The sequence below is a fragment of the Chitinibacter tainanensis DSM 15459 genome, assembly GCF_000429785.1.
GTDB classification, from domain to species: Bacteria; Pseudomonadota; Gammaproteobacteria; order Burkholderiales; family Chitinibacteraceae; genus Chitinibacter; species Chitinibacter tainanensis.
Genome location: NZ_KE386953.1, coordinates 307,864 through 330,212 on the forward strand (window position 1 = coordinate 307,864; position 22,349 = coordinate 330,212).

The following is a 22,349-nucleotide window of genomic DNA, read 5'->3' on the forward strand; positions in this document are numbered from 1 at the left end:
TTATCGCTAAAAAACTCAGGCAAACAGCCGCAGCGCCACCACCGAGCCCGGCGCAATGCCGCGATCATCCATGCTGGCATACAGCTCGGCCAGTTGGCGGCGGATATTGGCAAGGCTCTGTGGATTCAGCACTTTGCCATTGTCGTCCACCAGCGGCAGATTCAGCGCTTGCGACAGGCTTTGCGCAAATTCGGTCAGGTAATCAAATACCGCAATCCCGCCCGCGACGCGCGGCACATCAAATAGCAAGCTCAGGCCCATTGAAGTGGCCATCAGCGGGGTTTGATCCTGATTGGCAAGCACAAACAAGGTTTTGCCCGAATCGCTACGGTATTGGAAAGTGCCATCATTGGCGCGCACGAGGCCCGCATTTTCCGCATGAATACGCACTTTTTCCATCGGAATCGGGCGCTGCCCGGCCGGCAGATTCAGCCCGATCAACACATCAACCGACGCACAGAATTCATCCAGATCACGCGCCGCGCCCAGCTTGGCCGAGCGTTGCGGGAAAGTCACGACGGCTTCGTGCTCATCGGCAAATTGCTGCACACCCATGCAGAAGGCATTGAGCGTTTCTTGAGTAATCGGGCCTTGGCGATCGGCCATTTGCAGGCCGGCGCGCAGTTCCAGATAGCGATTACGGCTAGTGCTGGTTACTACTTCCCACTGATCCAGCTGATTTAAGCCAATCACCTGCACACGTTTATTGGCCGGAAATGGCGGCACTTCACTCGCAGCAATCGCCGTGCCGGCATGAATCTCGGCAATAAAATCCACCGCTGGATCAATCAGGCTGGTGACCAGCATGCCATCATCGGCTTCGTCCAGCGCGCTTAAGTTCAGCACCGGCGCGGCGGCGGCGGGGGCGGTGTAACTTGGGGCCACAGGGGCGCTGTAACTCGCAGCCGCGGGCTGCACCGGCTCTGGCCGGCTGGCGACTAATACCGGTTCAGGGGCGAATTGGCGGTCCTGCACCTCTTCAACCGGCTGGATAACCGGGGTATAGCCCTCAGGCTTAGCGCGGTATTGCTCTTGCTGCAGATACTGTGGGCGGTATCCGGGTGGCAGATCAGGAATGTCATCCGGCATATCGTCGTCGTAGCGCGCTTTGGCGGGCGCTTCGGTATTGAGCTCGGGCACATCGTATTCGGTGCTTGGCGGCTCAGTCACTCGCGCAGGCGTATCGAGCACCGGCTCAAGGCGCTGGCTTTCGCCCTGGCGCACGACATTTTTCGGGGTATTGATCAGGACATCATCCTGATTGCGGGCAAATGCTTTGTTGGCCTGCTTTTTGTAGCGATACTCTTGCCACTGGTTATAGGCAAATACTGCGCCAACAAATGCGCCGGCGATGATTAGCGCGCCCAATTGCGTGTCGGTCATCGTGTTATGTCTCAGCTAGCCCGTTTGGGCTTGTTCTTGTTGTATCCTGTGGCGTGATTCACAGCCATCTTGGCCATTCACGCAACAGGATACCAGACTTGCCGGCTCGCAGCCTATCGCTGCGGCTTACTTTGACCGAAATTATGTACTTTGAATGACGATTTTCGGGAATTTGCTGGAGAAATCCTGCGCCTTCGCCGCCACTTTCACCGCCACCTTGCGGGCAATCTGCTTGTAAATCGCCGCAATTTCGCCATCGGGCTGCGCCACCACCGTTGGGCGGCCTTCATCGGCATGCAGGCGAATGGATAAATCCAGCGGCAGCTTGCCAATCAGCTCGGTACCATATTCAGCGCCCATCTTCTCGCCGCCGCCTTCACCAAAAATCGGCTCAGCATGACCGCAATTACTGCAGATATGCATGCTCATATTCTCGACAATGCCCAAAATCGGCACGCCGACTTTTTCAAACATTTTCAGGCCCTTGCGCGCATCCAAGAGGGCAATGTCTTGCGGCGTGGTCACAATCACCGCGCCAGTCAGCGGCACTTTCTGGCTCAGCGTGAGCTGAATATCGCCAGTACCCGGTGGCAGGTCGATCACCAGATAATCCAGCTCGCCCCACTCGGTGTCGTGCAATAGCTGGGTGAGCGCCTGCGTGACCATCGGGCCGCGCCACACCATCGGCTGCTCCGGGTCGATCAGAAAACCGATCGACATATTGCGCACGCCGTGCTGATCAATCGGTTTGATGTGTTTATTGTCGTCCGATTCGGGATGCTGGCCGGCCACGCCCATCATTTGTGGCTGGCTCGGGCCGTAAATATCGGCATCCAGCAAGCCCACTTTGGCGCCTTCGGCCGCCAGCGCCAGCGCCAGATTGGCCGACGTGGTCGATTTACCCACCCCGCCCTTGCCCGAGGCCACGGCAATGACGTTTTTAATGCCTTTCAACAGCGGAATACCGCGCGCCACGCTGTGCGCCACAATCTGGCTGCTGACTTTGACTTCGGTTTTCACCACTCCCGGAATTGCCGCCAAGGCCGTCGCCACTTGCGCTTCGCGTGCCGCAAATTGGCTTTGCGCCGGATAACCCAGCACCAAATCCAGCGACACCACACCCGCATCGCAGCTGAGATTTTTCACATTTTTGCTGCTCAGATAATCCTTGCCTGTATCGGGATCGATCAGGGTGGCTAAAGTCTGGCGAACGCTGTCCAGCAGCGGATGAGTGGCGGTATCAGTCACGGCAGGTGTTCCTGTTTCGGCCGGGGCTTTACCCAGCCAGCGATCAAAAATAGACATAATCATTCGGTAAAACGGTAGCCCGCAATAGATCAGGGCGGGCAGCGTCATTACAAGAGGATGTCATGGGCTTAGAACTGTTTGCCCAACATAAAGTACAAGGTGGCCTGGTTATTGTCGCCATAACTCGCCCCCAGATACACCGGCCCCATAAAGCTGTCGTAGGCCAGATACGCCACCGCACTGAACATCGTATCGCCGGCAATAAAGTCAAAGGCATCAAAGTTCTTACCGAACTCCAACCCCAGCCCCCAATACGAACCGGTGAGCCAGCTCGTGGGCTGATAATACTGCCATGAGGCATACAGGAAGCGATTGGTCAGCCGCTCTTGGTAGCCATAGCTGGACATATTCAAAAAGCCACCCAGCCAGCGGATATCGGTATACAGCGGTGCATTGCCCGTGGTTTCCTGCCCGCGCAGCGTCAGCTGCCACGCGCCTTTGCCCATCGGGCGCGCCATGCGGTATTCGGCAAACAGGCGGGTATAGTCTTCAAAGCTACCTGGGCTGTCTTTTAGCGAGATATACCCCTGCAGATTGAGATACTGTCCTTCTTTCGGGAAGAAGTAATTATCCAGCTGATCGTAATGCAGGCTAAGCCGCAGACCATAATCGCGGCCTGTATCATCATCCAGCGCGCCCAGCCCGACTTGTTTGCTCAGGCGATAATCGTTGAACACCGCCCCGAGGCGCAGCTCGCCGTATTTGGTCAGCGTCGAGCCCAAATCCACGCCGAAACTATTGCGTTGCACCGAATAACTGGCAATCGGCTCGCCATCGAGCCACAAATCAATCGGCTGATCACGCAGCTGCAAATAGGGTGACAAAAACACCAGCCCATCCAGCTGCAATGGCTGATAAAACTCGCTCTGCAAGACCTGGCTCGAGCCCAGTTTCAGCAGCGTTTTCCATTCGGCGCCCAGGGAATTCATCCAGGTGCGGCGATATTGAGCGCTAAAGCTCCACGGGGTGGAATTGCGAAAATCCGAACCAAAGCCCAGCCCCAGATTCAGGTAATTGGGCCCCCAGCTTTTCTCGATGGGCAATACGGTGAGCTCATCGCCCTGCCCGGCCGGATCGCGGGTTAGCTCGTAATCCAGCTGTGAAAAGTCGCCACGTGCGTACACGCGCGAGAGATTATCTTGAAATTCGGCGATATCCAGCGGCTCGTTCAGTGGGACATCCAGCTCTTTTTTCACCACTTCCGGGTTCACGTGCACGCTGTCTTTCACCTTCACGGCCAACACCGGCTTGGATTGCAGATGTTGCCCCACCCGCTGGGCATCCCAAGCGGCGTATTCGTCGGCCGGCAAGGCATAGCGCTGTAGCTGGCTGAGCACTTTCAGCGTGGCCAGCTCACCGGCATTGATCAGCTCGGCCGATTTTTTAAAATCGCTGGATGAGAGATTGCCCAGCGCTGGCGAAATCAGCACATCATCGGCGGTCAGTGATTCAAGCTGCGGCTTCACGTTTTGAATCATCATCAGCCGCGTGTACTGATCAGCAAAGGACAGCACGCTGGTGAGCTCATCGCGGCGCAAGGGCTCAGAGCCGACATCAATTGCAATCACCACATCGGCGCAGGTTTGCCGCGCCACATCCACCGGCACATTGCGCACCAAGCCGCCATCGACCAGCAAGCGCTCGCCTTGCAATACCGGCGGAAACACCCCCGGCACCGCCATACTGGCGCGCATGGCGGTGACCAGATCGCCCTCTTTAAATACCACCATTTCACCAGTGGCCAGATCAGTGGCAATCGCCCGATATGGGATCGGCAGCGCGTCAAAATTGGGCGCGGTGCCGGCAAAAGTCAGGTCGCGCAGGAAAAACTCGATTTTCTGCGTGCTGATCGCGGCATTGGGCAGTTTGACTTGCAGATCATCGCCAATGCCCAGCTCCAGCGGAATCAGCGCCAGCGCGTCATCCTGCTTTTTGCGATAAGAGCTCACCTGCCGTGGCAGGGTGGATGACAAGAGATCATCCCAATTAGCTTTGCCAACCCGTGCGGCCATGTCGTCCGGCGTGCGGCCGGCGGCATAGGCGGCGCCCACCAGCGAGCCGATACTGGTTCCCACCACACAATCGATCGGAATGCGATTATCCTGCAGCACTTTCAGCGCCCCGATATGCGCAAAGCCGCGCGCGCCGCCGCCACCGAGCACCAGCCCGATGCGTGGGCGTTGCCCTTTGGCTGCCCAGGCCGGTGCGCTGGCATTGCTGCTGGCCTTGCCGGTGGGCTGTGGTTCTTGCGCGTGGGTCGGTGCTACACTGGCGCCGAGCGCGCAGAGCAGCGAAAGCAAAGCCATCCAAGGCCGGCGTGCCATCATTGCAGATTCCTGATCGTCATTTTTCTTCGCTGCGGCTTTTTACCGCAGCTTCGAGTGTACCCGACATGTATTTCATTGCGCATCGCGGTTGGACCCGCAGTCATCCCGACAACACATTGGCCGCTTTTGCCGCCGCCTGGGCCGCCGGGATGGCCGGCTTTGAGACGGATATCCGGGTTGATCGCGATGGGCAGGCGATTTTGTTTCATGACCGCACCGCCGCCAACGGCGCCTTGGTGAGCGAGCTCAGCCAGCAAGAACTGAGCGAGATTCAAGGCTACGCAGTGCCGAGCCTGGCTCAGGCGCTGGCGGCTTTCCCGCAGGCATTCTGGAATCTGGAACTCAAATCCGCCGATAGCCTACCGGCTACGCGCGCGGTGCTGGCAAGCTTAGCGCAGCCCTTTCATGGCCTGATCAGCTCGTTTCACCACCCGCTGATCCTGACACTGGCGCGCGAAACGCGCCTACCTTGTGCCCTGTTGCTCGCCAATGCGCCAGTGCGCACGATTGGCCTCTTTACCATGCTGGCCACCGTACCCCGCGCCGTGGGGCTGGTGTTTGATTATGAAATCGCCAACGCGGCGCAAATCAGCGAGCTGAGCCGCAATCAGGTGCCCTGCTGGCTATATGGCGTACAGCACCCAAGCGAATATGCGGCAGTGCTGAGCTGGCCGCTGGCGGGTTTGATTAGCGATCAAACCGAGCAACTACCGGGCCTGAGCCCCCGCCCCGCCTAAGTACCGCGCCGGCCTGCGTTGCTGGCCAGCTGGCGCATGGATGCAAATGGGGCACGAGTTTATTGCTTGCCGGTGCTACCAAAGCCGCCTTCGCCGCGGCTAGAGGCGCCAAATTCATCCACCAAATTAAAGCCCACCTGCACCACTGGCACGATAATCAGCTGCGCAATCCGCTCCAGCGGCTGGATGGTAAAGCTGCTGCTGCCGCGATTCCATACCGACACAAACAGCTGGCCTTGATAATCCGAATCGATCAGGCCCACCAGATTGCCCAACACGATGCCGTGCTTATGGCCTAACCCCGAGCGCGGCAAAATCATGGCCGCCAGGCTCGGGTCATCAAGGTGAATCGCCATCCCAGTCGGGATCAGCGTGGTGGCGCCGGGCGCCAGCTCCAGCGGAGCATCAAGGCAGGCGCGCAGATCGAGCCCGGCCGAGCCAGGCGTGGCATAGGCGGGCAAATTGTCATGCAGGCGTTGATCGAGAATTTTGACATCAATGACGGGTTGGCTCATTACAATACTCCAGCGAGGTATTTACCTCAAAATCAATTAATTAATAACTTAGCTGGCAATACCCCAAGGGGGAGCGCAGCATAAATGGGGTGGGCCAGCACTTAGTCGCGGCGATACTCCGGCAGCAGCCGCGCAATATGCGCCACCAGCTTGCGGGCGATTTCGATTTTGGGTGCCGAATGCAGGCGGGTTTCGCCATGATCATCCAGCAGCACCACTTCATTGGTATCCGCCCCGAAAGCGGTTTGCACCAGATTGGCCACCAGCAGCGGCAGCTTTTTACGCTGGCGCTTGGCTTCGGCATACTCCAGCAGGTTTTCCGACTCGGCGGCAAAACCGACACAGAATGGCGCCTGCTCGCGGGCGGAAACCCCCGCGAGGATATCCGGGTTTGGTGCCAATTCCAGCGTGAGAATATGGGCGTCTTTTTTGATTTTCTGCTCGGACGGGTTGAGCACGTAATAATCAGCCACCGCCGCCACGCCAATGAAAATATCTGCGCGCGCCACTTCAGCTTCCACCGCGGCCAACATTTGCTGCGCCGATTTCACATTGATGCGCCGCGCACCAATCGGCGTAGGCAGGCTGGTTTCGCCCGACACCAGCACCACTTCGGCGCCCGCCTCGTAAGCTGCGCGGGCAATCGCGTAGCCCATTTTGCCGCTGCTGACATTGGTGATCCCGCGCACGGCATCAATGCGCTCAAAGGTGGGCCCAGCGGTAATCAGCACGCGCTGGCCACTCAGGGCTTTGGGCTGCAGCGCCGCCTCGAGTAATTCAAACAGTTGCTCGGCTTCGAGCATGCGGCCATCACCCACTTCACCGCAGGCCTGCTCGCCATGCCCGGGGCCGAGAATCGTAATGCCATCGGCTTTTAATTGCGCGATATTGCGCTGATTGGGCGGGTTTTCCCACATTTGCCGATTCATCGCCGGCGCTACCAGCAGCGGGCAATCGCGCGCGGCCAGCAAAGTGGTCAGCAAATCATCGCACAAGCCATTGGCGAGCTTGGCCAGCAGATCAGCCGAGGCCGGCGCCACCAGCACCGCCGCCGCGCCGCGGGTGAGATCAATGTGCGGCATATTATTCGGCCGGCGCGGATCCCACTGATCCGTGTAGACCAGATTGCCACTCAGGGCTTGAAAGGTCACCGGGCCGACGAAGTGGGTGGCTGCTTCGGTCATCACCACATGCACATCGTAGCCGGCCTTTACGAGCAGACGGGTGAGCTCGGCCGATTTATACGCCGCCACCCCGCCGCTCACGCCCAGCACGATTTTTTTCTTTGGATTCGGGCTCACGTCCTGCGCGCCTTTTGCTAGAAAGAATCGTCTAGTTTACCGAAAAAAAGCCCATGTCGATCAGCGATTGGCCCAGCGAAAGTCGCCCGCGCGAGAAATTGTTGCAGCGCGGCGCCAGCGCCCTTAGCGATGCTGAGCTCTTGGCGATTTTTTTGCGGGTGGGCTTGCCCGGCAAATCGGCGGTGGAGCTCGCGCAAGATTTACTCAGCCATTTTGGCTCGCTGCAGGCGCTGTTTGCCGCCAGCCTGAGCGATTTTGCGCCGATAGCCGGCGTGGGCGACGCCAAATACGCGCAGCTGCAAGCGGTGCTGGAAATGAGCCGCCGTGCGCTGAGCGAAGAGCTAGCCCAGCGCGATGCCTTGCATAATCCGACCGCTGTGCGCGATTTGCTGCGTTTGCGGCTACGCGGTTTGGCGCAGGAAGAATTTCATGTCTTGCTACTCGATAGCGGCTACCGGCTGATCCGCGCCGAGGTACTCAGCAAAGGCACCCTTGCTCAAACCCATGTTTATCCGCGCGAACTCGCCCGACTGGCACTGCAATACCATGCCGCGGCAGTAATTGTGGCGCACAACCACCCCAGCGGGCAGGCCGAGCCTTCAGCCGCCGATCTGCAGCTCACCCGCCAATTACAGGCCGCGCTGCAGCTCTTGGAGATCCAGCTCCTGGATCATTTCATCGTTGCCGCTCATCAGGTGGTGTCCTTGGCCGAACGCGGCGCGCTATAACTCGCGGCCAGGCTGCCGATAGCGCTGATAGGGGCATATCGCCGCCCCAGCGGAGCCGACCATGCGTATCACCGAGAGCCAACTGCAATTGAGTGCCCAGCGCCAATTTAGCCAGCAGCGCAGTGAAAAATTATCGCTGCAATATCAACCCCCACGGCCCAGCGCCCCTGCCAGCAGCACGGTCGACATCTCCGCCCCGGCCCGCGTGCAGGAAGAATTACAAGCCGCCATCGATAACGACCCACGGCTCAAGCTGATACGCTCGCTTTTGGAAATTATGCTCGGCGAATCCATTACCCTCACCGAGTATCACCCCAAAGATCAATCCAAACCAAGCACCGAAAGCAATACCCCCACCACCTTAGATGAAGGCGGTTTTATTCTGCATTACGCCGCCGAGGAACAAGAACAGGAAAGCACCCAGTACGCCGCCAGCGGCACCATTGAAACCAGCGATGGCATGCACATCAGCTTTAGCGCCGAATTAAGCCTCAGCCGGCAATTTCAGCGCAGCGTCACGCTGGATGTCGCCACCGGCAGCGCGGCGCGGCCGAAAAAAGACCCCTTGGTGCTCAACTACGCCGCGCCGGCGGCAACGCTAAGCCCGCAAACTTTCCAGTTCGATCTGGATCAGGATGGCCGCCGCGAGACCATCAGCCTGCTTAATCATGGCAGCGCGTATCTGGCGCTCGATCGCAATCAGGATGGCAAAATCAATCATGGTGGCGAGCTATTTGGCGCGAAAAGCGGCAATGGCTTTGCTGATCTCGCCCAATTTGATCAGGACCGCAATGGCTGGATTGATGAAGGCGACGCCGTATTTGGCGAGCTGAAACTCTGGCTCAAAGACGCCAGCGGCAATGATCAATTGCAATCGCTGGCGCAGGCCCAGATTGGCGCGCTGTATCTGGGCTACGCCAAAGCCGATTTTGATCTGAATGACGGGCAAAACCGCAATCTAGGGCAGCTGCGCGCCAGTGGCATTTACCTGCGCGAAAATGGCCAGGCCGGCAGCATGCAGCAGCTTGATCTCAGCGTTTAAAACAATTTCAATCAATCACTTACAGCCATCTACAGGAATACCCCAGTATTTATTTTGCATACGTCCTCGCAAGATAAGCGCACGCAGGTGCCGTGCGTCTGCCCACACCACTGAACACGCTTGGACTCGATTCCCATCATGAAAAAAAATGCTGCCTACAGCCTGATTGCAGCCGCCATTACCGGCCTTGCTGCGTGCAAACAACAAACCCAAACACCAGCGGCCGATGCCAGCGCGCCACAAGCGGCCGCCGAAACCGCGACCGACGTGATCAAGATCGGCCATGTGGCCGCCCTGACCGGCCCCGCCGCACATTTTGGTAAAGACAATGAAAACGGCGTGAAGCTGGCGATCGACGAGATCAACGCGGCAGGCGGCGTAGATATCGGCGGCAAGAAAATGAAGCTGGAAATGCTGTCGGAAGATGATCAGGGCGATCCGAAAACCGCAACGACCGTGGCGCAGCGCTTTGTCGATCAAAAAGTGGCAGGCGTAATTGGCCACATGAATTCAGGCACGACGATTCCAGCCTCGAAAATTTACTCCGATGCCGGCATTGCGCAGATTTCACCCTCAGCCACCGCGGTGGCCTACACCGCACAAGGCTTTAAAACCGCCTTCCGCGTGATGGCCAATGATGCGCAGCAAGGTAAGGTGCTGGGCGAATATGCCGTGAAACTGGGCGCGAAAAAAATCGCTATCGTGGATGACCGTACCGCCTACGGTCAGGGCTTGGCCGATGAATTTGAAAAAGCTGCCAAAGCCGCTGGCGCGCAAATCGTTAAGCGCGAATTCACCAGCAACAACGAAACCGATTTCAATGCCCTGCTGACCGGCATTAAGGGCACGCAGCCTGATCTGATTTTCTACGGTGGCATGGATGCGCAAGCGGCGCCGCTGAAAAAACAAGCCAAAAAACTGGGCATTAACGCCCAAGTCATGGGTGGCGATGGCGCGCAAACCCCTGAATTTATCAAACTGGCCGGCGCGGATGCTGAAGGCATGCTGGCCACGAGCCCAGGCACGCCTAAAGACCAATTGGCTGGCGGCAAAGCATTCCTGGATAAATTCAAAACCAAGTTTGGCAATGAAGTGCAGCTGTATTCACCGTATTGCTATGACTCGGTGAAAATCATGGTGCAAGCCATGCAAGAAGCCGGCTCAGCTGAGCCAGCCAAATACCTGCCGAAACTCGCTGCGATCAAATATCAAGGCGTTACTGGCCCGATCAGCTTTGATGCCAAAGGCGATATCAACAATGGCGCGATCACGGTTTACAGCGTGAAAAACGGCAAGTGGGAAATCGTAGAAGTGGTTGGTGGCGCCGTGGCGAAATAACCGCCCGCAAGCATTAGCGCTAAAAAAGGGAGCCAGCTGGCTCCCTTTTTTATGGTCATTCGTCGCATTAGTGCAACATTTAGCCACTTTGGCTGTCGCGACAACACCCACCCAAAAACTTACACACGACGAAACCATCACTTGCAGTCCGGTATTCTGCAGCGCAGCTGCGATGCGCCCTTGCGGCCAGTTTTCACCTTACAGTGTTAGCGTTTAAAACTGTTATGGTTGATTTTGCACACTACTGTTGCGGTGCAACTACAGGATTATCCTTATTCAATGGGCTACATTGCTAAGGGGATATTTGTGCCTTCTAATGCATTCACGCACTCATGCGCCGCATTGGAATAAGTCGGTACACATGAATATCGCGCAACCAAACAAACACACCCTTGGGGATACTTCGACATGACAATCGCCCGTTACAGCCTGATCGCTGCCGCCATTGTGGCCATGACCGCATGCGGCAAACAAGAACCCGCCGCCGCTCCGGAAGCGGCCAGCCAGCCAGCGGCCAAAGCCGAAGCCGCCCCAGCCGGTGACATCATCAAAATCGGTCACGCCGCGCCACTAACCGGCAATATCGCCCACCTGGGTAAAGACAATGAAAATGGCGTGAAAATGGCCATTGATGAAATCAACGAAGCCGGCGGTGTGGATATCGGCGGCAAAAAAATGAAACTGGAAATGGTGTCGGAAGACGACCAGGCCGATCCGAAAACCGCTACCACCGTGGCCCAGCGTTTTGTTGATCAGAAAGTTGCCGGCGTGATCGGCCACCTGAATTCTGGTACCACCATCCCTGCTTCGAAAATTTACTCGGATGCGGGCATTGCCCAAATTTCACCATCGGCCACCGCAGTAGCCTACACCGCACAAGGCTTTAAAACCGCCTTCCGCGTGATGGCCAACGATGCACAGCAAGGTAAAGTGCTGGGCGAATACGCCGTGAAACTGGGGGCGAAAAAGGTAGCCATCATCGATGACCGTACAGCATATGGTCAGGGCTTGGCCGACGAATTTGAAAAAGCCGCCAAAGCTGCGGGCGCTGAAGTGGTGAAACGTGAATTCACCACTAATCAGGAAACCGACTTCAACGCGATCCTGACCAGCATCAAGGGTGCTAAACCTGATCTGATTTTCTACGGCGGCATGGATGCGCAAGCAGCGCCACTGAAAAAACAAGCCAAGAAACTGGGTCTGAACGCCAAAGTGATGGGCGGTGACGGCACACAAACCCCAGAATTCATCAAACTGGCTGGCGCAGATGCCGAAGGTATGATTTCTTCTTCACCAGGCATGCCAAAAGACAAACTGGCTGGCGGTCAAGCTTTCCTGGATAAATTCAAAGCCAAGTTTGGCACCGAAGTACAGCTGTACGCCCCATACTGCTACGACGCAGTCAAAGTAATGGTAGCGGCGATGCAAAAAGCGGGCTCGGCTGATCCTGCTAAGTACCTGCCAGAACTGGCCAAAACCGACTACCAAGGCGTAACCGGCTCGGTGACTTTTGATGAGAAAGGCGACATCAAAAACGGTGCGATTGCCCTTTACACCGTGAAAGGCGGCAAGTGGGAAACACTGGAAGTGGTCGGTGGTGGCGCAGCGAAATAAGTCGTGCACCGCACCCGCTAGCGGGTAATAGCAAGGGAGGCGTTTAGCCTCCCTTTTTAATTGCGCACGCAACAGTGCTCAAGTTCGCTTGAATAGCAGCAATAAAAAACGCCATCCTGCGATGGCGTTTTTTATTGGGCCGACTTAACCGCGCTTATTTGTTTACGCGCGATTCGTCGTTGCGTTTGCGCTCGTCCAGATCGATGGGCGCTTTATCCCACAGCAATGCGCGACCTTCCAGCTGGCCTTTGGCCACTTCTGGATTTTCTTGCAAAAACTGGTTCATGAATTGGGTGTATTCGGAAACATACTTGCGATCAAACATCATCAACCCCGGCAAACTGATTCTTGTGATTGGCGTCATTATAACCGAGGCAGGCAGCCGGAGCGAGATTTCTATACCCCAGCTGGTACTGCCTCGAATGCATTGATTTTAAATGGCTACAGAGTAATACCCTTAGTCAGCCATGGCCTCGCGTAGCACTTCGATAAAGCGGGCGTTTTCTTCAGGCAAACCAATCGACACCCGCAGGCTATTGGCCATCTTGTAACCGGCCAATGGCCGTACAATCACGCCGCGCTCGAGCATAAACTGATTCAGTAGCGCTGCATCGCCGCAATGGAAAGTCACAAAGTTGCCATGACTTTCGATAAACCCCAGCCCCAGCTCGCGCAAAGCAGTGGTGATTTGCTGCATACCAGCGGTGTTCACCTCAACCGAGCGGCGCAGAAACTCAACATCATCCAGCGCTGCGCAGGCGGCGGCCTGAGCGAGGCTATTGACATTAAACGGCTGGCGCACGCGATTGAGAATATCAGCCACCGCCGGATTGGCCAGCGCAAAACCCACGCGCAAGCCCGCCAAACCATAGGCCTTGCTGAAAGTGCGCACCACAATCAGATTAGGAAACTGCTTGAGCCAGCCAATCGAATCGCTACGCTTTTCGCGCGGCAGGTATTCGGTATAGGCCTCATCGAGCACCACCAAGACATTGGCTGGGCATAGCTCCAAAAATTCGATCAGATCGCCCGGGCGTGCCAAGGTGCCGGTCGGGTTGTTGGGGTTGGCAATCCACACCACTTTGGTATCCGGCCGAATGGCGGCGCGCATGGCTTCCAGATCGTGGCCATAATCCACCGCTTTCACACAGATATTGGTCGCACCAACGGCCTGTGTGGCCAGCGGGTACACGGCAAAGGCGTATTCAGAGAATACCGCCGAATCGCCGGCTTGCAAAAAGGCATGGGCGATCAGCTCCAGAATATCGTTCGAGCCATTGCCGAGCACGATTTGATCGAGATTCACCGCAAATTTGCTGGCGATTTTGGCTTTTAGCTCAAAGCCATTGCCATCTGGATAGCGGGCTAATTCGGCGAGCTCGCGCTCCACCGCGGCGCGAGCCAGTGGGCTCATGCCGAGTGGGTTTTCGTTCGAGGCGAGTTTCACAATAGCGGCCGGATCCAGCCCCATTTCACGGGCGAGCTCAGACACCGGTTTGCCCGGTTGGTAAGGCGCAATGGCGCGAACATGATCCGGAGCGAGTGCAGCGAGAGACATTGTGCGAGTTCCTTGCAAGACAAGCCGCGCAGGCGGCTAAAGCGATTTCACCAGCCGCAGGCTGGCAGGCAGATTGAATTGCGCCAGATGGCGCACGCGGGTTTCGGCCCAGATTTCAAAACCGTGGCGGGTATAAAAGCGCACGGCAGCCGGGTTGCCGCTATCGACATCGACATGCAGGCTGGCGTAGCCGGCTTCGCGGGCGGCAAACATCACTTGCTCGAGCATACGGGCACCGAGGCCGCGATCGCGATAATCGGGATGTGTGGCGATGGTGCGCAAATACCAGGCATCGGGGGGTAAGTGCGGAAACAGAAAATCCAGCTGCCGCTGGCGCGCGCGCAAAATATCGCTATCAAGTGGCAGGGTATTGACCTGCAAGCCATCAGATAGCTGCAGTTGCGCGCCATACGTGGCGGGGTAATGAAACACCAGCGCGATCAGTGCTTCTTCGCTATTGCGCAGCACCTGCGCATTACGATAGCTGTAGCTGCCCGCTTCGGCCTGCCAGAGCTGCGCTAAATTCAAGAGCGTCAGTTCGCGCGGCAGCGCAAACCAGTAATCATAAAAGGCGGCATCTGATTCATAGATCAGCTCGGCCGCCCGTTTGGCATCTTGTGGGTTGGCCAGACTTAGGTTTTCCACCACTCCCCCGCTGCTTGATTCGGCGCTGCCTGCAATAAATCCAGCAGCTCTTCGGCCTCGGCATTGCACAGCAGCTTGGCGGCATCGCGCTCGCCGACAAAACCTTCCCGCACCGCATGCGCCACCATAGCGCGCAGCGGCTCGAAATACTGATTGATATTCAAAAGCCCGACCGGTTTGTTGTGCAAACCGATTTGCGCCCAAGTCAGAATTTCGAATAATTCATCAAAAGTGCCAAAACCACCGGGCATAGCGATAAAGCCATCGGTCAGCTCAGCCATGCGCGCCTTGCGGGTGTGCATTGAATCCACCACTTCCAGCTCGGTGCAGGCGCCGTAGCCCAATTCGCGCTCGACCATGAATTCGGGGATCACCCCAATCACTTTGCCGCCAACCGCGAGGCAGCCTTCGGCCACCGCGCCCATCAGCCCCACATGGCCGCCGCCATAAATCAGGGTGATGTCACGAGCGGCCAAGCTTTGCCCCAGGTTGCGGGCAGCTTGCTGATAAACCGCGTTGTGCCCCATGCGGGCACCACAAAATACGGTTACGGCACGAAGAGTCGTCATGGTTTCTCTCTTTGAAAGGTAGGCTCTTGCAATCTAGCGCGGCTAGATGACAGCTTGAGGATAAGAGCCCAGCACCTTCACAAAGGCCGCCACGTCTTGCAATTCTTGCAACGCCGTTTGCATATTGGCGTCTTCGACAAAGCCTTCCACATCGGCAAAAAAGACGTATTCCCACAAACCGGTGCGGCTCGGGCGAGATTCAAATTTGGTCATCGACACGCCATTGCGCGCCAAAGGCTCAACCACACAATGCAGTGCCCCCGCGCGATTCGGCGCGGAAATCACCAGCGAGGTTTTGTCGCGGCCTGAGCGTGCGGCATATTGCTGGCCCAGCACCAAAAAGCGGGTGGTGTTATTGGGCTCGTCTTCGATGTTCTGCGCCAGTTTTAACAGATTATATTTCTCGGCGGCGGCGTCGCCCGCAATTGCGGCGCTGCTTGGATCAAGGCTTGCAAGCCGTGCCGCTTCAGCATTGCTGGATACCGAAATCCGTTCCACATGGCTAGGCAGGTTTTTATTCAACCATTCGTGACACTGAGCCAGGCTTTGCGCATGCGAATACACGCGCTCAATCCCCGCCAGCCCTTCGTTCACCCGCAGCAGATGATGGTGAATGCGCAGCACCACTTCACCACAGATTTTCAGGGCGCTACCCACCATCAGATCGAGCGTGCGCCCTACCGCGCCTTCGGTCGAGTTTTCTACCGGTGCCACGGCGTAATCGGCGCTACCGGCTTCGACCACCCGGAATACTTCATCAATGGAGGCGCAAGGCAAGGTATGCGCGGCATGGCCAAAATGCTTGATCGCGGCAGCTTGGGTAAAGGTGCCTTCCGGGCCAAGATAAGCAATCGTCAGTGGTTTTTCCAGCGCCAGGCAGGCCGACATAATCTCGCGAAACAAGCGTGCCACTGCCTCACCGGAGAGCGGACCTTGGTTGATTTCCTTGATGCGGGTTAACACCTGCGCTTCGCGCTCAGGACGATAAATAATGCCGCCACCTTTGATAACCCCAATCTGGTGGGCATGCTGCGCGCGCTGATTGATCAGCTGCAGAATTTGCGCATCCAGCGCATCAATTGCATCACGGTGTTCTTTTAATAAATTCAGTTGCTCATCAGACATCAGTTATTACCCGGATTAAATTTTGCCGCATCCAGAATGGACCACAGGTGCACCACCCAGCCCAGCAGAATGAACCACAAGGCGCCAGCCAGTACAAACATCAGCGCCGCTTTCAGCAAACGGCCTTGGAGCAATTGGCCCAAGCCAGGAATAAAGAAACTGCAGAGCGCAGCAATTACATTACCACCCGAGCCTTGACCAGCCATGGTTGCTCCTTGATTTGAATCAGCCGTGTTGTTGTGCGAATTCACGCATATAGTCGGCCAGCGCCTGACAACCAGCGACCGGCATCGCGTTATAGATCGAGGCACGCATGCCGCCCACCGAGCGATGGCCTTTCAGCTGCAACAAATGCCGCGCTTCGGCGCCTTGCAGGAAGGCCGCATCGAGCTGGCTATCGGCTAGCGTGAACGGGATATTCATTCGCGAGCGATCTGCCAATGCGGTTGGGCAACGATAGAAACCGGCCGAGGCATCGATCGCGGCATACACGATATTGGCCTTGGCAATGTTATGCACTTCCATCGCCGCCAAGCCACCTTGGGCCAGCACGTGCTTGTAAACCAAGCCTGCCACATAAATACCGAATGAAGGCGGGGTGTTATACATCGAGCCATTGTCGGCAAAGGTGGTGTAATTGAGCATGGTTGGGGTTTCCGGCCGGGCTTTACCCAGCAGGTCTTCGCGCACGATGCTCACCGCCACCCCGGATGGGCCCATGTTTTTTTGCGCGCCGGCGTAAATCATGCCGAACTGGCTAACATCGACTGGGCGCGACAGAATATTGGACGACATATCGCAAATCAGCGGTACGCCATTGGCTTTGGGTATGAAATTAAACTCCACGCCGCCGATGGTTTCGTTGCTGCAATAATGCAAAAACGCCGCATTCGGGCTGCGCTGCCAAGTCTCTTCAGCCGGCACATAACTAAAATTACGATCTTCGCTGCTGGCTGCGACATTCACTTGCGCGTAGCGGCTCACTTCTTTGATCGCGACTTTGGACCAATGCCCGGTATTTACAAAATCAACCGTACCGCCTGCTGGGGCAAAGTTAAATGGCAGCATCGCAAACTGCAAATGCGCCCCACCCTGCAAAAACAGCACTTTGTAATTGGCCGGGATATTCAACAAGGTGCGCAAATCGGCCTCAGCTTCGGCCAGGATTTGCCCAAATTCCGGCCCGCGGTGGCTCATTTCCATCACGCTCATCCCCGAGCCATGCCAGTCGAGCAATTCTGCCTGCACTTGGCGCAACACGTCTGCCGGTAACACAGCAGGACCCGAAGAAAAATTAAATACTTGCGTCATCGGAAATTCTCTACATCAAGGTGGGGAAACCGCCGTGGCGCCAGCCGGCGCCGCCGGCTTTAATTTAACAGAAAATGGGCCCGCGCCATCGCCACGGGTTTGCTGCGATCATCTTGCCAGGCGGTCATCAGCACATTGGCAACGCGCTTGCCCTGGCGCACGATCTCGCACTGGCCATAGAGATCCAGCGGTTTGCCAGAGCGGAGAAAATCAATCGAGAAATCCACAATCCGCGGGATACCGGCCGATTCGCGCGCCCACATTAAGTGCAGCACAGCGGCGTTTTCCAGAAAGCCGCCAATCACGCCGCCATGCAGCGCCGGCAACAGAATATTGCCGATATTGTGCTCGGCATAGGGTAGGTAAAACTGGGGCTGCCCCGCTTGCAGGCTGACTTGCACCCCCAGCAATTTGGCATAGGGTATCTGTTCCAACGCCTTTTCCAGATTATCGCAGGACACGATACCCCCCCTAGTTGTCAGTTGGCGATGAAGTACGCGCAAAGGTTGCCACACTGTGCGCCACCGGCTTGGTCGGATCATCCTGATACGCCGTAGCCCGGGTAAAAGCCACTGATTCGGTGAGGCGATAACATTCTGCCGTGCAATACAGCGGTAGATCCGGCTTGGCCGGGCGCAAATAATCGATACGCAAATCCAGTGTCGCGGCAGCTTCTGGTTGCATCAGCAAGGTATACAGAGCCACACCGCTACTGGTGTCGATTAGCGAAGTAACCACCCCACCGTGCAAGACCCGCGTTTCCGGGTTGCCGATCAGTTCAGGCTTGAAAGGCAATTTGAGCGTGACTTTGCCCTTTTCGGCAGCCACCAGCTCCAGCCCCAGGGTTTTACAATGCGGCAGCGCCATAAACCAGGGGCCGACTTGCGCAAAGAAAGCCGGATTTGCTACGGGTAACCACAAATCGTTCATCACCACCCCTTGTTAGCGCCGCCTGCGAGGCGGCCGATCAGATTATTCGCCGCTGGCTGGTGCCTCGTCAGCACCCGCAGCCGGCGCTTCGCCGTCCAGTGGCAGCTCATCGCCTTCATCATCCGGCTCGCAGACTTTTTCCAGACCCGACAATTGCTCGCCATCATCCAGATTAATCAGCCGCACACCTTGCGCCGAACGGCCGGTTTCGCGAATTTCCGCCACTTTGGTGCGGATCAGCACGCCGCCGGTAGTAATCAGCATCACGTCATCGGTTTCATCGACCAAGCTCGCCGCAACCAGTTTCAGGCCGGTTTTGTCGGTGAGATCCATCGCGATCACCCCTTGGGTGCCGCGACCAGACAGACGGAAATCGCCAACTGGCGTACGTTTGCCATAACCGCCGTTGCTGGCGGTGAGTACCATTTGCTGATCTGAATTGGCCACCAGCAGAGAAATCACTTTCTGCTCGTCACCCAGCTTCATGCCACGTACGCCTTTGGAATTACGACCCATCGGGCGTACTTTGCTCTGACTGAAGCGGACCGATTTACCCGCATCCGAGAACAGCATCACTTGATCATCGTCGATGCTCAAGCTCTCCACGCTTTCGTCTTGGCTATCGTCATCCAGTACCGCATCGTCGTCAGCGGCCTCATCATCAATGACGGCGCCACCAGCACCACGGGTGAGAGCGACACCAACCAGATAATTACCTTCTTCCAGATTGATCGCGATAATGCCGCGCTTCATTGGGCGAGAGAAATCGGCCAATGGCGTTTTCTTCACCGTACCATCCGCCGTAGCCATGAAGACGTATTTGTCTTCGCTAAAATCCTTGATTGGCAGGATGGCGTTGATTTTCTCATCGTCTTCCAGCGGCAACAGATTAATGATCGGTTTGCCGCGGCTAGTGCGACCGCCTTGCGGCAGTTCATACACCTTCAGCCAATACACGCGGCCGCGCGAGCTAAAGCACAGGATGTAGTCATGGGTATTGGCGACAAAGAGACTATCAATGAAGTCATCATCTTTGGTGGCCGCCGCCTGCTTACCGCGCCCGCCACGTTTCTGCGCCCGATACTCTTCTGCTGGCGTGGCTTTCATATAGCCACCGTGGGTTAGCGTAACCACCATGTCTTGCGGTGTAATCAGGTCTTCCAGGCACAAATCTTCACCATGAGCGATGATTTCTGATTTACGCGCATCGCCATATCCAGCTTTGATTTCGCTTAATTCGCCCTCAATGATGGCGGTGACACGCTCGGTGCGCGCCAGGATATCCAGCAAGTCGAGGATCTTATCCATGACTTCTTTATATTCACCAACGATTTTGTCTTGCTCAAGGCCAGTCAGGCGCTGCAACCGCATTTGCAGAATTTCTTGCGCCTGCACATCCGAGAGGCGATAGCCGGTGGTGGTCAAACCAAAGTCGGCACTCAAGCCATCCGGGCGTGAAGCGTTGATGTCGGTGCGCGACAGCATGTCTTCCACCAAGGCGGAACGCCATTCGCGATTCATCAAGGCGATTTTGGCTTCCGGTGGGGTTGCCGCTGCTTTGATTAGCGCGATCATTTCATCGACATTAGACAGCGCAACGGCCAAACCTTCGAGCACATGGCCACGCTCACGCGCTTTGCGCAGCTCGAATACCGTGCGACGCGTCACCACTTCACGGCGGTGCTTGAGGAAGCATTCCAGCACCTGCTTCAGATTCAGCAAGCGTGGCTGGCCATCCACCAGCGCCACCATATTGATACCGAAACTATCCTGCAGTTGAGTGTGCTTAAAGAGGTTATTGAGCACCACATCGGCAACTTCGCCGCGTTTAAGCTCAATTACGACGCGCATACCGGATTTATCCGATTCATCGCGCAGATCTGAAATCCCTTCCAGCGTTTTTTCCCGCACCAGCTCGGCAATTCGCTCGAGCAAACGGGCTTTGTTCACTTGATATGGCAGCTCATCCACGATGATGGCTTGACGGTCGCTGTTTTTACCGCAGTCTTCGATGTGCGTACGCGCGCGCATCACCACACGGCCACGGCCAGTACGATAGCCTTCGCGCACCCCCGCCACACCATAAATAATCCCAGCAGTCGGAAAATCAGGCGCCGGCACGAAATCAATCAGCTCATCAATGCTGAGCTCAGGATTAGCCAGCAAGGCCAAACTGGCATCGATCACTTCGCTGAGATTGTGCGGCGGAATATTGGTCGCCATACCTACGGCAATACCCGACGAGCCATTGACTAGCAGGTTTGGAATGCGGGTTGGCAGGACGGTAGGCTCGAGCTCTTTTTCGTCGTAGTTGGGCGTGAAATCGACCGTTTCTTTGTCGATATCAGCTAGCAACTCGCTCGATACTTTTTCAAGCCGACACTCGGTGTAACGATAGGCTGCGGCACGGTCACCATCGATCGAACCAAAGTTACCCTGGCCATCAATCAGTGTGTAGCGCAGCGAGAAATCCTGTGCCATCCGCACCAAGGCTTCGTACGCAGCGGAGTCGCCATGTGGGTGATATTTACCCAGCACATCCCCGATCACCCGAGCGCATTTAACGTAGGGGCGATTCCAGACATTGCTGCTTTCGTGCATCGCGAACAAAATCCGCCGATGAACGGGCTTCAAACCATCCCGCACATCGGGAAGTGCCCGGCCTACGATGACGCTCATCGCATAGTCGAGATAGGAATGCCGCATTTCCTCTTCGAGGCTAACCGGAATCGTTTCTTTCGCGAAGCTAAATTGTTCTGACATTCGTAAGTGGCAACTTCAATAGGTGATCAAGATAAATGGTGCAAAAGGTATGCGGGCTTACGCCCCCTGCAGCTTGACACTGCTGCAGTAAGAGCTGGCGCTGATTATTTTTTGCCAGCTGATTCTATCACAGCCCCGCGACACGACCAAAAAGGCTGTAGATGTAAGGAAATTGTGCATTTGTTTACAGAAATACCCTTGGCGTAAACAATGCGAAACCACTAAAATGACATTTATCTGAAATCAAGCAGAAACAAGCAACCTGGGATTCGGTGGCAAAGCCACACAGCCTGAAGCGTTGTGAATATTTATTTTGAATAAGTACTTCGATACTGCTAAATTTCGACGGTGTAGTCTATAACCGGCCAAAAGCCCACATAGGCCTTACTAAATTACAAATTTGAGCTTTACAAACGGAGAACCACTCATGATCAAGCAATCTATCGCTTCACTGGCCATCGTTGCTGCCTTTGCTTCATTCGGCGCTCAAGCTGCAACTGACGCTTATGTGACTAACAGCACCAACGTATCAGAAGCTAACCCAGAAGGCGTGGTAAAAAATGGCATCGGCGAATGCTGGCAAACCGGTTCTTGGACTGCTGAAAAAGCGAAAACTGTAAAAGGTTGCCCAGGCTATGTTGAGCCAACAGTTGCGGCACCAGCTCCAGCCCCAACTCCAGTTGCTCCAAAACCAGCTCCTGTTGCAGTTAAGAAACAGTTCACTCTGAAAGCTGACACCCTGTTCGCCTTCGACAAAGCAACCCTGACTCCAGCTGGTAAAGACGCGCTGGACAAACTGGTAGGCGAAGTGAAAGATCTGGATCCAAAAGATGGCTCTGCTGTAATCGTTGGTTACACTGACCGTCTGGGTTCTGACAAGTACAACCAAGCGCTGTCTGAGCGCCGTGCTGAAGCTGTGAAAGCTTATCTGGTATCAAAAGGTGCTCCAGAAGCAGCTCTGAAAGTTGAAGGCCGTGGTAAAGCTAACCCAGTGACTGGCAACGCTTGCGACGAGATCAAAAACACCAAGAAAACACGCGCTAAACTGATCGAGTGCTTGGCTAACGATCGCCGCGTTGAAATCGAAGTGAACGGTGTTACCGTTGAGACCGTACAAGCTAAATAATTTTTAGCCTGCTACGTCAAAGGCCCCGC

The 22,349-nt window shown here is 56.1% G+C and carries 21 protein-coding genes; 6 read left to right on the forward strand and 15 right to left on the reverse strand.

The features are described from left to right. Positions 1-15: 15 nt before the first annotated feature. The 3 genes from G482_RS0116220 to G482_RS19210 form a co-directional block, all read right to left on the reverse strand. Positions 16-1,383, reverse strand: a complete 1,368-nt coding sequence (locus tag G482_RS0116220) for a cell division protein ZipA C-terminal FtsZ-binding domain-containing protein (protein WP_028450908.1) — start codon at positions 1,381-1,383, stop codon at positions 16-18. Positions 1,384-1,524: 141 nt separating this feature from the next. Beyond that, complete coding sequence (apbC, locus tag G482_RS0116225; RefSeq protein ID WP_084414796.1) at positions 1,525-2,688, reverse strand: iron-sulfur cluster carrier protein ApbC; 1,164 nt, start codon at positions 2,686-2,688, stop codon at positions 1,525-1,527. Positions 2,689-2,759: 71 nt separating this feature from the next. Continuing rightward, the gene (locus tag G482_RS19210) at positions 2,760-5,018 is read right to left on the reverse strand and encodes a patatin-like phospholipase family protein (protein ID WP_051259121.1); all 2,259 of its coding nucleotides are present in this window, start codon (positions 5,016-5,018) and stop codon (positions 2,760-2,762) included. 65 nt (positions 5,019-5,083) lie between these two features. Between G482_RS19210 and G482_RS19895 the strand changes: the two genes are divergently transcribed. Next, positions 5,084-5,755, forward strand: coding sequence for a glycerophosphodiester phosphodiesterase (locus tag G482_RS19895; protein WP_028450910.1), 672 nt, complete (start codon positions 5,084-5,086; stop codon positions 5,753-5,755). A 59-nt stretch (positions 5,756-5,814) separates the two neighbouring features. Here the strand turns inward: G482_RS19895 and dut are convergent, their stop codons facing one another. Continuing rightward, the gene (dut, locus tag G482_RS0116240; protein ID WP_028450911.1) at positions 5,815-6,270 is read right to left on the reverse strand and encodes a dUTP diphosphatase; all 456 of its coding nucleotides are present in this window, start codon (positions 6,268-6,270) and stop codon (positions 5,815-5,817) included. Between the two features lie 101 nt (positions 6,271-6,371). After that, the gene (coaBC, locus tag G482_RS0116245) at positions 6,372-7,571 is read right to left on the reverse strand and encodes a bifunctional phosphopantothenoylcysteine decarboxylase/phosphopantothenate--cysteine ligase CoaBC (protein WP_034619891.1); all 1,200 of its coding nucleotides are present in this window, start codon (positions 7,569-7,571) and stop codon (positions 6,372-6,374) included. A gap of 53 nt (positions 7,572-7,624) precedes the next feature. Between coaBC and radC the strand changes: the two genes are divergently transcribed. From radC to G482_RS0116265, 4 genes are all read left to right on the forward strand, one after another. Continuing rightward, the gene (gene radC, locus G482_RS0116250) at positions 7,625-8,299 is read left to right on the forward strand and encodes a RadC family protein (RefSeq protein ID WP_028450913.1); all 675 of its coding nucleotides are present in this window, start codon (positions 7,625-7,627) and stop codon (positions 8,297-8,299) included. A gap of 61 nt (positions 8,300-8,360) precedes the next feature. Then, positions 8,361-9,341, forward strand: coding sequence for an SPM autocatalytic domain-containing protein (locus G482_RS0116255; RefSeq protein WP_028450914.1), 981 nt, complete (start codon positions 8,361-8,363; stop codon positions 9,339-9,341). 138 nt (positions 9,342-9,479) lie between these two features. Next, a complete protein-coding gene (locus tag G482_RS0116260; RefSeq protein ID WP_028450915.1) occupies positions 9,480-10,679 on the forward strand; it encodes a branched-chain amino acid ABC transporter substrate-binding protein in 1,200 nt (399 codons plus the stop codon). A 408-nt stretch (positions 10,680-11,087) separates the two neighbouring features. Continuing rightward, positions 11,088-12,293, forward strand: a complete 1,206-nt coding sequence (locus G482_RS0116265) for a branched-chain amino acid ABC transporter substrate-binding protein (RefSeq protein WP_028450916.1) — start codon at positions 11,088-11,090, stop codon at positions 12,291-12,293. A gap of 154 nt (positions 12,294-12,447) precedes the next feature. Here G482_RS0116265 and G482_RS20200 read toward each other — a convergent pair whose 3' ends face one another. From G482_RS20200 to gyrA, 10 genes are all read right to left on the reverse strand, one after another. After that, complete coding sequence (locus G482_RS20200; RefSeq protein ID WP_231550471.1) at positions 12,448-12,618, reverse strand: DUF3460 family protein; 171 nt, start codon at positions 12,616-12,618, stop codon at positions 12,448-12,450. 132 nt (positions 12,619-12,750) lie between these two features. After that, complete coding sequence (gene hisC, locus G482_RS0116275; protein ID WP_028450917.1) at positions 12,751-13,851, reverse strand: histidinol-phosphate transaminase; 1,101 nt, start codon at positions 13,849-13,851, stop codon at positions 12,751-12,753. Positions 13,852-13,887: 36 nt separating this feature from the next. After that, positions 13,888-14,496: a GNAT family N-acetyltransferase gene (locus G482_RS0116280; RefSeq protein ID WP_169721096.1), complete on the reverse strand. Its 609-nt coding sequence runs from the start codon at positions 14,494-14,496 to the stop codon at positions 13,888-13,890. Further along, a complete protein-coding gene (locus tag G482_RS0116285) occupies positions 14,484-15,065 on the reverse strand; it encodes an LOG family protein (RefSeq protein WP_028450919.1) in 582 nt (193 codons plus the stop codon). Before G482_RS0116285 ends, G482_RS0116280 begins: the two co-directional genes overlap by 13 nt. Positions 15,066-15,107: 42 nt before the next feature. Continuing rightward, positions 15,108-16,190 carry a prephenate dehydratase gene (gene pheA, locus G482_RS0116290; protein WP_028450920.1) on the reverse strand — a complete coding sequence of 361 codons (1,083 nt, stop codon included), beginning with the start codon at positions 16,188-16,190 and terminating at the stop codon, positions 15,108-15,110. Then, positions 16,190-16,396, reverse strand: coding sequence for a hypothetical protein (locus tag G482_RS0116295; protein ID WP_028450921.1), 207 nt, complete (start codon positions 16,394-16,396; stop codon positions 16,190-16,192). The genes pheA and G482_RS0116295 overlap by 1 nt, the downstream gene beginning before the upstream one ends. Positions 16,397-16,415: 19 nt before the next feature. After that, positions 16,416-17,501 carry a 3-phosphoserine/phosphohydroxythreonine transaminase gene (serC, locus tag G482_RS0116300; protein WP_028450922.1) on the reverse strand — a complete coding sequence of 362 codons (1,086 nt, stop codon included), beginning with the start codon at positions 17,499-17,501 and terminating at the stop codon, positions 16,416-16,418. Positions 17,502-17,560: 59 nt separating this feature from the next. Then, positions 17,561-17,962: a PaaI family thioesterase gene (locus G482_RS0116305; RefSeq protein WP_245575302.1), complete on the reverse strand. Its 402-nt coding sequence runs from the start codon at positions 17,960-17,962 to the stop codon at positions 17,561-17,563. A 10-nt stretch (positions 17,963-17,972) separates the two neighbouring features. Further along, complete coding sequence (locus tag G482_RS0116310) at positions 17,973-18,431, reverse strand: PaaI family thioesterase (RefSeq protein WP_028450924.1); 459 nt, start codon at positions 18,429-18,431, stop codon at positions 17,973-17,975. A 42-nt stretch (positions 18,432-18,473) separates the two neighbouring features. Next, a complete protein-coding gene (gene gyrA, locus G482_RS0116315; protein WP_028450925.1) occupies positions 18,474-21,194 on the reverse strand; it encodes a DNA gyrase subunit A in 2,721 nt (906 codons plus the stop codon). Positions 21,195-21,621: 427 nt separating this feature from the next. Here gyrA and G482_RS0116320 point away from each other — a divergent pair, with 427 nt between their 5' ends. Then, the gene (locus tag G482_RS0116320) at positions 21,622-22,320 is read left to right on the forward strand and encodes an OmpA family protein (RefSeq protein WP_028450926.1); all 699 of its coding nucleotides are present in this window, start codon (positions 21,622-21,624) and stop codon (positions 22,318-22,320) included. The last annotated feature ends 29 nt before the right edge of the window (positions 22,321-22,349 follow it).